We start from the raw sequence: 15414 nt of genomic DNA, 5'->3' as shown, positions 1-15414 counted from the left end.
AGAAACAAATTCATAAATTATTCAAGTACTAAAAATATCAAATAAATGATGGTCAAAACGATTATGCTTTACCGATATTTTCAAATGCTATTGACAGTACCCCACTCACCAACCGATTTTCATTATCAATACCACTAAAAACACCATTTTGTGCCTCGGCATCCTCTTTTAAATAATAAGTTTTAATATAGATTTCAACTTGATCAAAGGCGATGATGCCCGCAAATTCAAAACTAAAATGGATTACAGAACCTTTATTGATAAGCTCAAAGCTATCTTTTTCAAAATAAACATGGTCGTTCAGGGGGACAATTTTATAGTTCGAAGAAAGTATTTTGAATTGGAGCGTTTCCTCAAAACCATCGGAAAAATTGAACGTCAAATTATACGTTCCTGCCAAGCTTTCATAAATCGAGGAATAGGGACTCGCCTCTGAGATTTCCAAGAAATGATTGGGAACGATACTTTTGTTGACCACTCTTTTGTTGCGTATCTCCATAGCGATATATGCTGGGATATTAGCGCTTTTAGAACGTTGTTCCATGTCTTCCTTTGAGTCGCATCGCTCCAATATCGACTGTCCGGCAACGGTATTGGTATATATATCAAAAGTACAGTAAGTACCCAATAAGAATTTGACATTTGATGGGTCTTTGTGGCCTATGTAGTAAATTTCACTAGCTCCTTCCACCAACTTACCATCCAGCAGGGTTTTGGTATCGATATGTATGGTATCTTCCCTTCTTACAATGTTTCCAAAATTGTAAAACTCCTTATAACTCCCATCTTCTTGCGGATAGACATAGGTGTGCTTGATTTTCTTCCAATTGTTAGAGATTATGGTTTCTCCCTTTAAAATTACATCGTCTTCTCCAAAATAATAATTAAGATAATAATAGGTCTTACTGGCATTTTCATCATATAGTAGGGCGAACTGTTTCTTTTCTTTGAATTCTTCCAAACGATTTTCATCGAGAAAAGAGGATACGGAATCATAACCCAAGTACAGCAAGACTATGGACTTGTAATACCGATTCAACTTTATGATGGGTTTTCCCTTATGAAAGTCCCTTGCCTTATCATAAAGATATTTTCCATTGATGAAGTCACTCCCAATACGCTCAAGGTCGTTTTTGAGATTCGGTTTTTCAGGATCAAAATTACCATAGCCGAAGAATTGCATTGATTTCGGCAATTCCGTCAAACCATGTTTTTTTTGGAAAGTCGCCTGTAAATCTTCCAATAAAAGACCAAAATATTCCGAAGTTAACGGGAACGAATCAATCTCACTTGTTTTCACAAATTCCTATTTTATTTTGAAAATTATGAAATAATTATTTAGTAATTATAAATAATCATAAATAATGAACAAAAGTTACTTTTAGAATCACTTAAACTAAAGGAACAATCATCTAAAACCGGAACCAATGAAAAAATTACTACTTATTCTTATTCTGATTCCCTTAGCAAGCTGGGGGCAGGAAAAAACTGTTCGAGGCGTTGTAACTGATGGTGTTGAACCCCTACCGGGAGTCAATATCCTCGAAAAAGGAACTACTAATGGTGTTACTACCGATTTTAATGGAAATTATGAAATTTCGGTCGCCTCCGACGCTGTGTTGGTGTTTTCATATTTAGGATTCAAAACCCAAGAAGTGACGGTAGCAGACCAAACCACCCTGAATATTTCCATGGAAGAAGATGCGCAACAATTGGAAGGAGTAGTCGTGCAGGGTTTTGCCGGTGTTGTAGGTAGAGCGCGTAAACGAACCGAATCGGTGCAGACCATTCCTGAATCGGTTACGGCTTTGAATGCCGAAGGCATCGAGAACAATGGTATCAACAATGTGACCAATTTTGCCAAATTGGTACCGAACCTGAAATTGAATAGCTCACAGTCGGCAGGAATCAACTTTTTGACCGTAAGGGGTATTCCCCAAATCAGGAATGCCGATGCACCGGTGGCTTTCGTTATTGACGGGGTTACCATCCCCGACCCTAGTCTGTTGAACCAAGAACTGTTTGATTTGGCCTTGATCGAAGTGGTCAAAGGCCCGCAGGGAGCACTTTACGGAAAGAATGCTATCGGGGGCGCAATCAATATTTATTCAAAGGAACCGACAAACACGACCAAGAACAATTTGACGCTGGGCTACGGAAATGCCAATGCCTTACTGACCCAATTCGTTTCTACCGGGGCCATTAAAAAAGATAAGTTATTCTATCGATTATCGACCCAGTTCAGGAATTTTGACGGACTATTGACCAACGAATTCAATAATGAAAAAGTCGATTTCGAACGAAATTTCAATATCAGGGGACAACTAATCGCAAGGATAACCGACAATTTTAAAGCCAGTGCTACGCTCCAATTTATCGATATCGCTGCGAGTGCGGCACGATACTCCGTAAACCCGACAGGCAACATCTTTGTCGAGGGAGCACCGGGCGGTACGTTAAATCCCGACCCCGAGGAAGGTAACAACGTGGTAAATCACGATGAACCGGGCAAATCGGATGTCAGTAATGCTTTTGCCAACTTAAATCTCGAGTACACCGCCGGTAAAGTGAAAATACAAAGTATCACGTCCTACAATTATGTAGACAGATCTCTCAGTGGGGATTTGGATTTCACTCCCTTTGATGACTTCACACAAGGAGAAACCGCAGAGACAAAAACGTTCAACCAAGAATTGCGCTTGAACAATGTTGCCTCGGAGGGAAAAATAAACTGGAGCGCAGGTGGCTTTTATCAAGATATAGAAAAACCATTTTTTCAAGATGGCCTAAGCCGTGATTTTGATTTGAACCAGCTCTTTTATGGGGTAGCTGCGGATGTCATCAATACAACGACCACATACGCCCTGTTCGGATTTATTGACTATAAGCTTACGGATAAGCTAACGGCATCGGCCGGATTCCGATATGACAACGATACCTTTAAGCAACAAGACAATCTGTTCGAGGTAACTTCCGAACGTTCCAATAATATCTTTCAGCCTAAGGCTTCCTTGTCCTACCAAGCTTCTGAAAACGCCTTGATTTATGCCAACTACGGGAGGGGCTATCGAACGGGAGGGTTCAATCCTGCTGTAACGGATCGTTTCAATAGGGATTTCGAGGATGAACTGACCGATAACTTTGAATTGGGTTTTAAAACATCGATGTGGAACAACCGGTTCATTTTAAACGGCTCTGCTTTTTACACCGATTTTACAAATCAACAGCAGTATATTTTTGACCTGGACACCTTCTTTGCCGGTAATTATAACTATGACAAAAGCAAGATCATCGGTTTCGAAATCGACGCCAAAGTCCGGCTTTCCAAGTTTCTTGATCTTCTCGCAAATTACGGTTATGTAGATTCCGAAATTACCGAAGGAGGTACCACCGGTGGAGCCAATGGCACCACGACCGACCTGAACGCATTTAACGGAAAGAAAACGCCCTTTGTACCCGTGAATAACTTCAATATTGGTCTTGAATCGAATGTGGCATTATCTGAAACCGTCGATTTCAATGCCAATGTCAATTTGAACAGCACGGGGAAAACCTATTGGGACGAGTTGAACCAAGATGCTTTTACGACAAGCGCTTACCAATTATTGGATGCCCGCGCCTCACTATCTTTTGACAATATAAAATTCACGATTTGGGGCAACAACATTCTAGATCAACAATATTACACGGAATTTGTACCCGGCTCTTTATTCGGCGGATTCGATGACTTCGGATGGAGAGGTCGCCCTGCCACTTATGGGGCTGCTGTTTCCATCGATTTTTAGCATTTTTGAGTTAGTTTAAGTAAAAATGGGGAAGCTCTTATTAGTTTCCCCTTTTTTAAGAACGCATTTAGCACTAAATTTCACAAAGAATATGAGCAAGACCGAATATGTCAATGAACGTTCCCAAGTGGCACAGGTAATTATGGAGGATATGTTTAAAGTTAGATCGGGAGAGTCCGTGGCCATTACCGCCGACTCAGGTTCCGATCCTGAATTGATGCAGGCTTTCGCGGATGCCGCTAGTGCGGTCGGTGGAAAGCCGTTGTTGATTTGGACACCCAAAGCGAAGGAAGATGGCCAGGCAGGAATGAACGATTGGCCCGCCAAAGCCTTGACCGCTACATTGAGCAATGTAGATGTTTGGTTAGAATGTAACTCCACCATTTTGCTCTATTCCGATATTTGGGAGAACGCCTTCAAGAACAATAAAAAACTTCGATATCTGATTATAGCCGATTCGTCGGTACAATCATTGGTACGCACTTTCACGGGCTACAATATACCCGATTTGGGCAGCATGCTAAAGAAAGTGCGTGATATGGTATTGAAGTGTAAAACAATCCGGATTACCAGTACCAATGGCACCGATGTTTCCTATGATATCGATTTGAATTATGCTTTTGATATCGATGATGGCGACTATTCCAAACCAAAGTTCGGAACCGCACCCGGCTATGTCAACATGGTTCCCAAACTTGGCAGCATGAACGGTACTATTGTCTTTGACTTGTTGATGAACGCCAATGTTTATGGCACCGACAACCGTATTGAGTTTGAAATGAGGAATGGTAAGATCGCCGACGTCAAGGGTACACCTGCAGAGGTGGAAAAATTCAAGAAATATCTCGCTTCCTTTGATGATCCGAATATGTACAAAATATCCCATAATATGTTCGGGTTAAACCCAAGCGTGCGTCAAATGCGCGGCGAGATCGTTGAGGACGAACGTGTTTGGGGCGGGGTCGATTTCGGATTCGGTCATACCAGTCCCATGGATATGCCACCCGATGGGCAAGTGGCAAAATCACATTTTGACGGGGTCGTGGGCAAGGTCAGTATCTATTTGGATGATGTTCAGATTGCGGAAGATGGGGTATATATCCATCCCGAATTAAAACCTTTGGCGGCGAAACTGATCGGTGATCATTGATGGATGGCCGACAAGGATAAACACATAGCCGATGATTATTCCAGAACGAAAGTTCCGGAGAACAAAACGGTTCATGGTATTCGTATTGCGGGTATCATCGTTGGCATAGGTATTACACTTCCCGTCCTGTTTCTGGGTGCGGAAGTGACCCAATCCGTAGGTATTTCTACCGCTTTCTGGATATTTCTAGGAGTCTGTCTGGTGCTAAGTCTATTGTGCGGCATTACGGCGATCATCGGTAATCGAACGCGTCTTTCTACCTATATGCTGCTACATTTCCCTTTCGGAAGACTCGGAGCAAAACTCATAAATCTTATCGTAGGCATTACGTTATTGGGGTGGTTTGCCGTTACAATAGAAATTTTTGGAACCTCATTAAATGATGCGTTCGCACAATTATTGGGCTGGAATATTCCTGCTTGGATCAGTATCGTGATCGGAAGCTTGCTAATGACATTGACCGCACTTTTCGGTATCAAGGCGATGGAAAAGCTATCGAATGTTTCCGTACCCCTCTTACTCCTTTTCATGGTTTTTGTATTGTTTGCTTCGCTTGGCGGAAGCGAGTGGAATATCATTGTTTCAATAGAGGGTTCAGGAGGTATCGGTATTCGAGAAGCGATTTCCGCTGTTGTCGGTATGGCGATATTGACCCCGGTTTTAATGCCCGACTATTCCCGGTTCGCAAGAACCGATAAAGATAGTCTGCTGGCCGTATTAGGTTTGACCATTGGTTTTCCCCTCGTACTTTTGGCGGGCGGAATTCCCAGTTTGACCACGGGCGAAATTGATATCATGAAAATCATGATCGGTTTGAGCCTTACGCTACCGGCCCTGCTGATATTGATATTTTCCACATGGACGACCAATTCGGCCAATCTCTATTCTACCGTATTGACTTTTTCGACCATTTTTACCAAACAGGGTAATTGGCGTATCGGTATCGTGGCCAGTATTATCGGGACAGCTTTGGCAGTTGCTGGCGTAACAGGCTACTTTATAGACTTTCTGAACATTTCCAGCATTTTCATACCACCGGTATCCGCAATCTTTATTGCCGATTTTTTCTTCGTGAAAAAACAACGATATGATTTAGCCGATTTTGATAGACTCCCCACATTTGATTTGGCGGCCATGCTTAGTTGGGGCGTATCATGTATCATCGCCTATTTGGGGGCTTACGATTATCTGACCTTGACCTCGATTTCCTTTTTTGATTCGTTCTTGGTCGCTTTTATCCTGTATCTTATCCTAAAAAAAATACTGAAATAAATGTCAATTACCGCATTAGAGCCAAATAGTATTTGGCAACATTTTGAGGCCATCAATGCCATCCCTAGAGCATCCAATAAAGAAGAGCAAATTATAGAGTTCATGGTGGCCTTTGGAAAATCATTGGGTCTGCAAACTTCGGTCGATACCGTTGGGAACGTCATTATCAAAAAACCGGCCACCAAGAGCAGGGAACATCATAAGAGTGTTGTGTTGCAAGGGCATTTGGATATGGTACACCAAAAGGAAGCCGATTCCAATTTCGATTTTGACACCCAAGGAATTCAAATGTATGTAGACGGGGATTGGGTCAAAGCAAAGGGTACAACACTTGGTGCCGATAACGGTATAGGGGTAGCGACTATTATGGCCATTTTATCATCTAAAGATATAGCACATCCGCCTATTGAGGCTTTGTTTACCATTGATGAAGAAAAAGGAATGACCGGTGCCATGGCACTGACCGAAGATCAGCTAAGAGGGAATATTTTATTAAATCTAGATTCCGAAGAGGATGATGAGATCACCATAGGATGTGCCGGAGGGGTCGATGTTGAAATTAAGGGTAAATACAATATAAAAATACTGGATGCCAAAGAATACGAACTTTATGAAATAACCGTAAATGGATTAACCGGAGGACACTCAGGAGTAGATATTCATCTAAACCGTGCCAATGCGATACAGGTGCTAACCGAATGCCTTCAAGAGTTGATTTCAACACTGGATTGTAGGATACATTCGATACAGGTAGGAACGTTGACCAATGTGATTCCCAGAAACGGATCCGCGATCATTGCCATCCGCGAGGACAAAACAGCATTGTTTCCAGAGGAATTGGAATCCATCCAAAGCAAACTTCAAAAAAAATATAAAGACACAGACCCAGAATTGAACATTGCCTCGGAAATTTCCGAGAATGCCATGGGTGTTTTGGATATTCAAACGCAAAAAAACCTGATCTCGGCTCTAATGAAAATGCCCAACGGGGTGCATGCAATGACCAAAGAAATCCCTGGTCTGGTGCAGACTTCCAATAATATTGCCATTGCCAATATTGCCGAAAGTGCATTTTTTATGGCCTGTCATACCCGTAGTTCGGTAGATGCCGAACGTGATGAATTGACGGATCAGGTCAAAAAGTATTTTTCATTTGCCACGGTTACCGAGGTAGGGCCTTATCCTGGTTGGGCACCCCGACCAGATAGCGAATTACTGTCCTTGGCAAAAGCTTGTTACAAAAAGCTGAACGGAGAATTCCCCGCGATTAAATCGATTCATGCGGGTTTGGAATGCGGCATCCTATCGGGAACTTTTCCACATATGCAGATGATTTCCTTTGGCCCGAATATTCTCGGGGCCCATTCCCCGGAAGAGCGGGTACAGATAAGTTCGGTTCAAAAATTCTGGAAATTGTTGATTGAAATATTGCACTCCATAGAATAAGCTAAAAAATGGCCGACCAGTATACAAACACCAAAGTACAACCCAAGGATTTCACTTCGGGTTGGCTTATCGCGGTTATCATCGCAGGTACCGGTCTTACCCTGCCCATTCTTTATTTGGGTTCTGAAATCGCCTTGAGCGTAGGTTTTAAGACCGCACTTTGGGCCTTCGGTATTTCTACCTTGGTGTTGACCCTCATGTGTATGGCGACCACTAAAATCGGCAACCGTTCCCGCCTTTCCACCTATATGATACTTCATTTCAGTTTTGGCAGGCAAGGTGCTAAAATCATGAACTTTATTTTCGGGATTACCTTGCTAGGTTGGTTTTCGGTGGCCTTGGAGCTATTGTCCGTCGCAGTGCTCGATACGGCATTCAATACCTTGTCCGTCTCCCTATTACAATGGCCTATCATCATCATTATGGGAAGCTTGATTACGGCAACAACTTTTTTCGGCATCAAAAGTCTCGAAAGATTGGCCAATATTGCGGTTCCTATTTTGACCCTCTTTTTGTGCTATGTTATTTACGTTTCGTTTGAAAAGGGAATGTCACTTCAAGAACTGATAAATTTCGTTCCAGAAAATCCCACCATGACACTGTTCGAGGCTACTTCCATTTTGGTAGGTTCATCGGTACTTTTCCCGGTCATGATGGCCGATTTTTCAAGATTCATATATAACGATAGACAGAGTATGATTGCCGTATTGGGCATTACGATAGGCTTTCCTGTTGCTTTGCTATTTAGCGCCATTCCCTCGATACAGACGGGCGAAGTCGACATCATAAAAGTCATGCAGGAATTTGGTCTGGTCATACCGGCATTTGTTCTGTTATTGGTGTCCACTTGGGTGGGCAATGCAAGTAATCTCTATTCGACGGTCTTGACGTTTTCGACCATAAAAACGGAATGGTCATTTAAACGCATAGTGATTTTGGCAAGCATAATCGGTATTGGCCTGGCGCTATTCGGATTCTCAAAATACCTTTTTGATTTTCTAAACTTTCTCGGCGTTCTAGCCCCTTCGATTTCCGCAATCTATATCATCCACTTTTTCTGGGTCAAAAAGCAACGCTATGAATTGGACGAGATTCAAGAATGGGAACCCGCCGCCTTAATCAGTTGGGTCATCAGTTCCATAATCACGGTATTCACCTATTTGGAAGTATTTCAGTTGACCCATGCCTATTTTATCGATTCTTTCTTGTTGGGCGGGTTGATTTATCTTTTTTTTAAAAGGAAGGAGCTTAAAAAGAATATGGAATGAACGATAACTTAAGAAGTTGTAATAACTTTACTTAAAAACCACTCCAGAGTTATAAAAATGCTGAAGAACTTAGTTGTTATAAAAGTCATTCTTACCACCGTCTTTGTTGTATCGTTTGGTAATATTTGTGCGCAGTCAGAGCAATTGGGCTATGGTTGGTCCAAAAACTCTGTAAATGCGGTCGTTTTTAGGAAAAATTCGGTTGTCTCACATTGAGGGGGATGGTTCTCTGCCTATGTCGTGGGACCAGCAGGGTAATGCACAGAATTATCGTAAAAGTATTCCACCTGAAAGTTTACAACTTTCGGACAAGGTAGCGATGATGGACCAAGGAATTTGGCTCTTGAATAATCAGCTCAAAAGGTATAGCCTAGCGATTTAATCAATGGTTTGAATAGTGAGCTTGACATCCTCGTCAGTTCCGAGAACCTCTATCATAATTTTTGAAATCAACTCGATGGCCAAATCAATATTCTTCTCGATCGGCTTGCTAAAAGTGCTAAATGTCCCGGCGTGATGCTCAATTTGATACTCTTTTAAAATTGTAGTCGCTTTTTCAAACTCGGCAGCACTAAGCTGGGATGATGGAAAATCAAATAGCAGTTCCTCGGTTTTACTGCCAGCGAATTGAATGAATTTTTGAGTCGAAGGCTCTTCAAAGATTACCGCGGCGTTCGGGGTTTCTTTTAAAAGTAGTTCTTCGAGCGTTTTTTGAATACGTTGGTCTTGAAGGAGTACCTTATTTTTTTCGTTTGATTGCGAGAACGATAAAGAGCATAGTGTCAAAAAAAGAGTGGTCAAAATTATTTTCATTTGTTTAGTTTTTATATTCAACAATAAAAGTAATATTTAATTGCTTAAATCCAGTGCCAGCTAATAGGCTGAGACGTATTTCTTATGGCCAAACTCGTTTTGAGCGTATCCCATTCCTACAATTTGAACACCTGTTTCTCCATAGCGTCATATAGTTTTTTTTCCTTTTCAAAAGAAGTGCCTAGAAATGAAAAGTCGGGTTCCAATTTTTCATTGGCCTCATTGATTGTAGTACTGTTTTTCAGTATCGTATCAACCGATTTTAGTTGGGGTTCTTTTGTAAACTCCATCGAAAATTGAACATATGCTATGGTGGCATCCATCATTTCCTTACGGCTTTCATCGGTATTGAGCTTGTTTAAATATAATCTCTTGAATTATTTTAGGCTAATTTAATTCATGCAAAATTGTTTTTGGTCTCAACCTAGCGGATGAGACTTCATTTCATAAACTCTTTGATACCTTTACTCTTGAATACCTCCACTATGATTCAAGGGCGGTGTTCGAATGGTTTAATGACCATCAAATAGTTGACCAAGACGGTGGAATATCAAATAGCCAAAATCATTTTTTTGGAACCTTTCGCTATTTCTGTTTCAGGGTATTATGGACATAGACATATCTCAACAGATTCGACCGATATAGGTAGCATTATACGTATTTCAAAATCATGAATAAATGAGATTCCTATTCCCATTTTTTAGTATTTTTTTTCTATTTCCTTCTTGTAAAAATGTACAGACTGTAAAGCATAATATATCCGAAGAAAGCAGCGAGAATCCTTTAGAAATACCTCGGCTGCCTGATGCAAAGGAGATTGAGGCCATCATGCAGGAGATCATCGACTTGCCCGAATTACAACCTTTTTACCATCCCGATAAACCAAATAGATTGCCCGTGGTTTTTATGCGAAATGATGTTTTTCCGTACAAGGTGAATTTATTAAAATTCGGAGAACGGGTGGAGTTTATTGAACCCTCGGAACAAGTTGGCCACTATTTCTTGGTAGAGGAGTTTGAAATTAAAAAAGATACCGTAGAATTTGGCTTGATGTACGATATCGAGGGCGTTATGGTAGTCGGTAATTTCATTCGAAACAATAGGGGTTGGAGGATAGACGACTATCAATTAATTGAAAAAAAACACGTTTTACTACCTGATTTAAAATATCCATACGAAACCTTGGATGGGTGGCTGACCTTGACTACTCAACCGCAAGAATTGTTAGAAAAATTGGGAGAACCTGAAAAGATAGGATCAAAGGAAGATTGGACGGATGCGGAGGACGTTTTTACAAGGCCTTGGCATTATGTTTCTAAAGGGATAAAACTGACGATGAATTATGAAAACCACGATGACCCAATGAAGATATACAAGATAGAAATCATAAAACCGTCCGAACTTAAGACATCCAAAAACATAGGTATCGGGTCCGTAAGAAAAGAGGTTGAAACTGCCTATGCCGGTATGATTGATGAGGGGTATTCCTTAAATGATTCCATTATTGTGGTCCGATCTATTTATGGAGGTATTGTTTTTAAAATGGAAATAGATAAAGTGAAATCAATATGTATCGGGGAGATGGCGGAATGAGAACTCCCAAGGCTTTGTTTACTTCTTTAGCGTCTCAAAGGTCTTGACTTTTTCCACTATAAAAACCGAATGGTCATTTAAACGTATCGTGATTTTGGCGAGCATCGGCGGTATAGGCCTGGCATTATTCGGATTCTCAAAATACCTTTTTGATTTTCTTAACTTTCTTGGGGTTCTGGCACCCTCGATTTCCGCCATCTATATTATCCATTTTTTCTGGGTCAAAAAACAACGCTATGAATTGGACGAGATTCAAGAGTGGGAGCCCGCCGCCTTGATCAGTTGAATCATCAGTTCCGTCATCACAATATTCACCTATTTGGAAGTATTTCAGTTGACCCATGCCTATTTCGTTGATTCATTTTTGTTGGGTGGGTTGATTTATCTTTTTGAAACTGAAGGAAATTAAAGGGAATATGGAATAAACGATAACTTAAAAATCATCATAAAGTGCTATTGATGATATTTCTCCACTATTCCATCATTACGGCCCACTATCTTCCGCTATAAATTCCAAAGTATATTAAATATTTTATGGGTATTATTTTGGTGATGCTTGCGTAGCGAATACTAATATTTATGAGTATCCATTAATTATATCCAACGTTACAAAACGTACTCCTTAAACCTAGAATTGAAAATAACTGCACTGCTCAAATAAGGGTTTTGAATTTCCCAAGCGTATTACTATTTGTAAAGGCTGTATGGACAGGGGACAATCAGCAGTTGACATACTGTGATTTGGCAAATATCCTCTTTAATATAGTTTTTCGAGAATACTAATAACTAACTCAAGAATATTATGAAAAGAACATTTTACACGTTTTTAATTTTGGGCTTCTTGGTTTTGTCCTGTAACAAAAGTGATGACAACAGAACCCTTAGACCAATTGATAATGATGGTGACGGAGTACTGTCCGATGTTGACCCTGATGAGGAAAATCCTTGCATACCGGCGCAAAATGCCGGATACGATGAATATTTCGCCACAAATGATGTTTGGGCGATGGCTGATTGTGATAATGACGGTATAAGCAATGGAGAGGAAGATAGTAACGGTACGGACCCTTATGTTCCAGAAGACAATGACGGTGACGGCATAGGAGCTGATGTAGATGAAGATGATAACGACCCTTGTATACCCGCACAGGAAGCAGGTTACGATGGTTTTGATGTAACTAACGAAGCATGGGCAGAAGCCGATTGTGACGATGATGATATTACCAATGCATTGGAAGTTGAGATCGGAACCGACCCATACGTATCGGATGCACCAATTGACGAGGACGGTGATGGTGTGGAAGCTTCGGAAGATGTTGATGACAACGACCCTTGCTTGCCTGCTCAAGGAATTGGTTATGACCTCTTCGATTCCGAGAACACGATTTGGGCCAATGCGGATTGTGATAGTGATGGTCTAAGCAATGGTGAAGAGGTAAATCAAGGTTCTGATCCATATGACAGTACATCAACGGAAGAAGTTGACAATGACGGCGATGGCGTCCTTTTCTCCATAGATGATGATGACTTCAATGCCTGTGTACCAGGCCAAGAGGAAGGTTATAATGGTTTTGATTCCGATAACGATACATGGTCTGCTGCAAATTGTGATGGAGACTCCGTAAACAATGGCGATGAATTATTGGCAGGCACCGACCCTTATAAATTTGATTCTGACGGATCCGATTGCTTAAGCCCTGTAAACACAGAGGTATGGTCAGGTGCTCTAAATGGCCTAGCAGAAGGATTCGAAACTAGCGGCGTAGGGGTGCCGGGTTGCGGGGAACTCACGATCAATGGGGACATATTTGATTTCGGTTGTGATATAGAACCCTCTGCCATGATCGTATTTACACCGGAATTTGGCGGAGCAACCAACGGCACCGTTGAAATCGCGGAGCAAGATTATGAGTGTTTTGGTGATACTCCGGATAGATTATCGGGAAGTGGGACGTATGACGAAATTACGGCCACCATGGTCATTACCATTGACTTTTTTGGTGACGATATTACTTTCACCATTACACCGGATAATTAATAACGTTTTACTTATTTCAATAATAATAAGGTGTTTTTGTCAAATTTTTATGACAAAAACACCTTTTATTTTTCCAAAGAATTAGCATTAGTTGATACTTTCATTTTTTTAACAAATAGCTTGTAAAAGCAAATAAAATTAAAGAGGTTGGGATTGGAACTAATTTTATCCCGTAAAATAGAAAAAGCTTTTCCCATTTGAACTTCTACGGTTTTTACGGAAATATTCAATTTCTCAGCAATTTCTTTATAGGTATATCCCTGGTATTTTCCCATTTCAAAAATTTGACGGCATCTCGTCGGAAGTTGGGATATGGTTTCCCTTAAGAAGGTTATTTTTCTTTCAACTAGATCCTGATCATTTTCTAAAGTAGCTATTTTAACGGAATAAGCTATTTCATCTAACAGTTTTAATTTTCTAGTGTTCTTCCTATATTGATTTATGAAAATATTATGCGCTATTTTGAAAAGATAGCTTTGGAAAGATCTGTCAAGTAGAAGTTCATCCCTTTTGTTCCAAAACGTAATGAAAGCCTCTTGTAAGATATCCTTGGTAGCGGCTTTATCATTGGTAAGGCTGTTTAAGTAGTTACTAAGACTATCAAAGTATTTATCGTAGAATACCCTGAAAGCCTTTTCATCACCATTTTTCAGGGCAGACTTTAATAGAATATTGTTATCATAATCTAATTCCATTTAATGTTTTAGTAACTTTTCTTTCACAAAAAACAAAACTAAGTCAAAAAAAAATGACATAAAAATAAGGGTATTTGATTTGACAAGTGTATTATATAAGAATTGGTAAAAAATGAATAAGAAAGATTTAAAAATATTAATTGCCAAATATTGCAACAATCAATTAACGGAGCAAGAAGCTGGTATCTTGATTGATTGGTTGGAAATCAAGAAGAATCGGAGTTTTTTCAAGCAGTATGTTCAACTGAATTTTGATGTACAAGAAGAAAAAGTGTTCGAGTTCAAAGAGCGTGAAGAAATTTGGAAAGAAATAAATAAGCGTGTAAAACAAAAAGGAAAAAGAAGAAACTTTTGGAAATATGCTGCCGCAGCTTCCATACTTGTAGTTGTATCGCTATCCATAATACTTACTTTTCAAAATAGGGATTCCGAAGAAAATATAGTGACCGACACCGAACTCAAAATTCCTATTGGAACAGACAAGGCAATCCTTACTTTAGAAAATGGTACCGATGTGGTCCTGGACAAAAAAAATCCTTATGAAAGCGATTATGTTCAAAGCAACGGTAAGCAACTGGTCTATAAAAATACAAACGAATCTTCTGTAGTACCTGCTTACAACTACCTGACGGTACCAAAAGGCGGACAATATTCTTTACGTTTGGCAGATGGTACTATGGTCTGGCTGAACAGTGCTTCCAAACTAAAATATCCCGCGAACTTTTCATTGGGCGAGACTAGAACGGTAGAAATAGTGTACGGTGAAGCGTATTTTGATGTGTCACCGAGTACCGAGCATAATGGAGCCACATTTAAGGTAATCACCGCTTTTCAAGAATTGGAAGTGTTGGGCACTGAATTTAACGTAAAGGCCTACAATGACGATGACACCGTTTACACGACCTTGGTAGAGGGCAAAGTAACCGTGCGCAAAGACAAAGGTGCTAAAACAGTTCTGGAACCCTCGCAACAATCTCGGGTCAGCAGTGATTTGGAAGTAATTAATGTCACTACCGTAGATGTATTCAATGAAGTCTCATGGAAAGAGGGTGTTTTCAGTTTTGAGGATAAGCCTTTAGAGGAAATCATCATCGTGCTTTCTAGATGGTACGATACCGAAATTGTGATTACCAACGAAAAAATCAAGAAAATAGAATTCAACGGGGTATTCAGAAAAGACAACGAACTGGAAAATATTCTTGAAATATTGGAATATACCAATAACATATCTTATGAAATAACAAAGGGAAAGGTCTCCTTAAATTGAAATAACGAGAAAAGGAACGAAGTTGAATCTCTCACAATTACTCGCTTCATTCCTTTTTGATTGTTCACTGATACGTAAATATCAACT

14 protein-coding genes are annotated in these 15414 nt (G+C 40.3%); 9 read left to right on the top strand and 5 right to left on the bottom strand.

Features of this window, described 5'->3' with window-relative positions; translation table 11 throughout:
- Positions 1-61: 61 nt before the first annotated feature.
- A complete protein-coding gene (locus tag ACKWBX_RS03465) occupies positions 62-1300 on the bottom strand; it encodes a hypothetical protein (protein ID WP_413967251.1) in 1239 nt (412 codons plus the stop codon).
- 127 nt (positions 1301-1427) lie between these two features.
- Between ACKWBX_RS03465 and ACKWBX_RS03460 the strand changes: the two genes are divergently transcribed.
- The 6 genes from ACKWBX_RS03460 (at position 1428) to ACKWBX_RS03435 (ending at position 9303) form a co-directional block, all read left to right on the top strand.
- A complete protein-coding gene (locus tag ACKWBX_RS03460; protein WP_413967250.1) occupies positions 1428-3785 on the top strand; it encodes a TonB-dependent receptor in 2358 nt (785 codons plus the stop codon).
- A 91-nt stretch (positions 3786-3876) separates the two neighbouring features.
- Positions 3877-4935 (top strand): M29 family metallopeptidase, encoded by a 1059-nt coding sequence (locus ACKWBX_RS03455; RefSeq protein WP_413967249.1) that lies wholly within the window; start codon positions 3877-3879, stop codon positions 4933-4935.
- A gap of 3 nt (positions 4936-4938) precedes the next feature.
- Entirely contained in the window at positions 4939-6207 is a 1269-nt protein-coding gene (locus tag ACKWBX_RS03450) for a purine-cytosine permease family protein (RefSeq protein WP_413967248.1), read from the top strand.
- Positions 6208-7653 carry an aminoacyl-histidine dipeptidase gene (locus ACKWBX_RS03445; RefSeq protein ID WP_413967247.1) on the top strand — a complete coding sequence of 482 codons (1446 nt, stop codon included), beginning with the start codon at positions 6208-6210 and terminating at the stop codon, positions 7651-7653.
- 8 nt (positions 7654-7661) lie between these two features.
- Entirely contained in the window at positions 7662-8921 is a 1260-nt protein-coding gene (locus ACKWBX_RS03440) for a purine-cytosine permease family protein (RefSeq protein WP_413967246.1), read from the top strand.
- Between the two features lie 175 nt (positions 8922-9096).
- Positions 9097-9303: a hypothetical protein gene (locus ACKWBX_RS03435; RefSeq protein WP_413967245.1), complete on the top strand. Its 207-nt coding sequence runs from the start codon at positions 9097-9099 to the stop codon at positions 9301-9303.
- On the opposite strand, the gene ACKWBX_RS03430 is transcribed toward ACKWBX_RS03435, so the two are convergent.
- On the bottom strand, positions 9300-9734 hold the full coding sequence (locus ACKWBX_RS03430) for a hypothetical protein (RefSeq protein WP_413967244.1): 435 nt from the start codon (positions 9732-9734) through the stop codon (positions 9300-9302). The two genes, ACKWBX_RS03435 and ACKWBX_RS03430, sit on opposite strands and share 4 nt — an antisense overlap.
- Before the next feature lie 116 nt (positions 9735-9850).
- Positions 9851-10060 carry a hypothetical protein gene (locus ACKWBX_RS03425; RefSeq protein ID WP_413967243.1) on the bottom strand — a complete coding sequence of 70 codons (210 nt, stop codon included), beginning with the start codon at positions 10058-10060 and terminating at the stop codon, positions 9851-9853.
- Positions 10061-10412: 352 nt separating this feature from the next.
- On the opposite strand from ACKWBX_RS03425, the gene ACKWBX_RS03420 reads away from it, so the two are divergent.
- Positions 10413-11327: a hypothetical protein gene (locus tag ACKWBX_RS03420; protein ID WP_413967242.1), complete on the top strand. Its 915-nt coding sequence runs from the start codon at positions 10413-10415 to the stop codon at positions 11325-11327.
- Between the two features lie 18 nt (positions 11328-11345).
- Here the strand turns inward: ACKWBX_RS03420 and ACKWBX_RS03415 are convergent, their stop codons facing one another.
- Positions 11346-11525 (bottom strand): hypothetical protein, encoded by a 180-nt coding sequence (locus ACKWBX_RS03415; RefSeq protein ID WP_413967241.1) that lies wholly within the window; start codon positions 11523-11525, stop codon positions 11346-11348.
- A 604-nt stretch (positions 11526-12129) separates the two neighbouring features.
- Here ACKWBX_RS03415 and ACKWBX_RS03410 point away from each other — a divergent pair.
- Positions 12130-13365: a hypothetical protein gene (locus ACKWBX_RS03410; RefSeq protein WP_413967240.1), complete on the top strand. Its 1236-nt coding sequence runs from the start codon at positions 12130-12132 to the stop codon at positions 13363-13365.
- 65 nt (positions 13366-13430) lie between these two features.
- On the opposite strand, the gene ACKWBX_RS03405 is transcribed toward ACKWBX_RS03410, so the two are convergent.
- Positions 13431-14060: an RNA polymerase sigma factor gene (locus ACKWBX_RS03405; RefSeq protein ID WP_413967239.1), complete on the bottom strand. Its 630-nt coding sequence runs from the start codon at positions 14058-14060 to the stop codon at positions 13431-13433.
- Between the two features lie 112 nt (positions 14061-14172).
- On the opposite strand from ACKWBX_RS03405, the gene ACKWBX_RS03400 reads away from it, so the two are divergent.
- The gene (locus ACKWBX_RS03400; protein ID WP_413967238.1) at positions 14173-15327 is read left to right on the top strand and encodes a FecR family protein; all 1155 of its coding nucleotides are present in this window, start codon (positions 14173-14175) and stop codon (positions 15325-15327) included.
- Positions 15328-15414: the final 87 nt, after the last annotated feature.

Origin of the sequence: Maribacter algae (assembly GCF_047345745.1) — a bacterium.
Taxonomy (GTDB): Bacteria; Bacteroidota; Bacteroidia; order Flavobacteriales; family Flavobacteriaceae; genus Maribacter.
The sequence above is the reverse complement of the archived record's forward strand: the minus strand, read 5'-3'. Positions and strand labels throughout refer to the sequence as shown.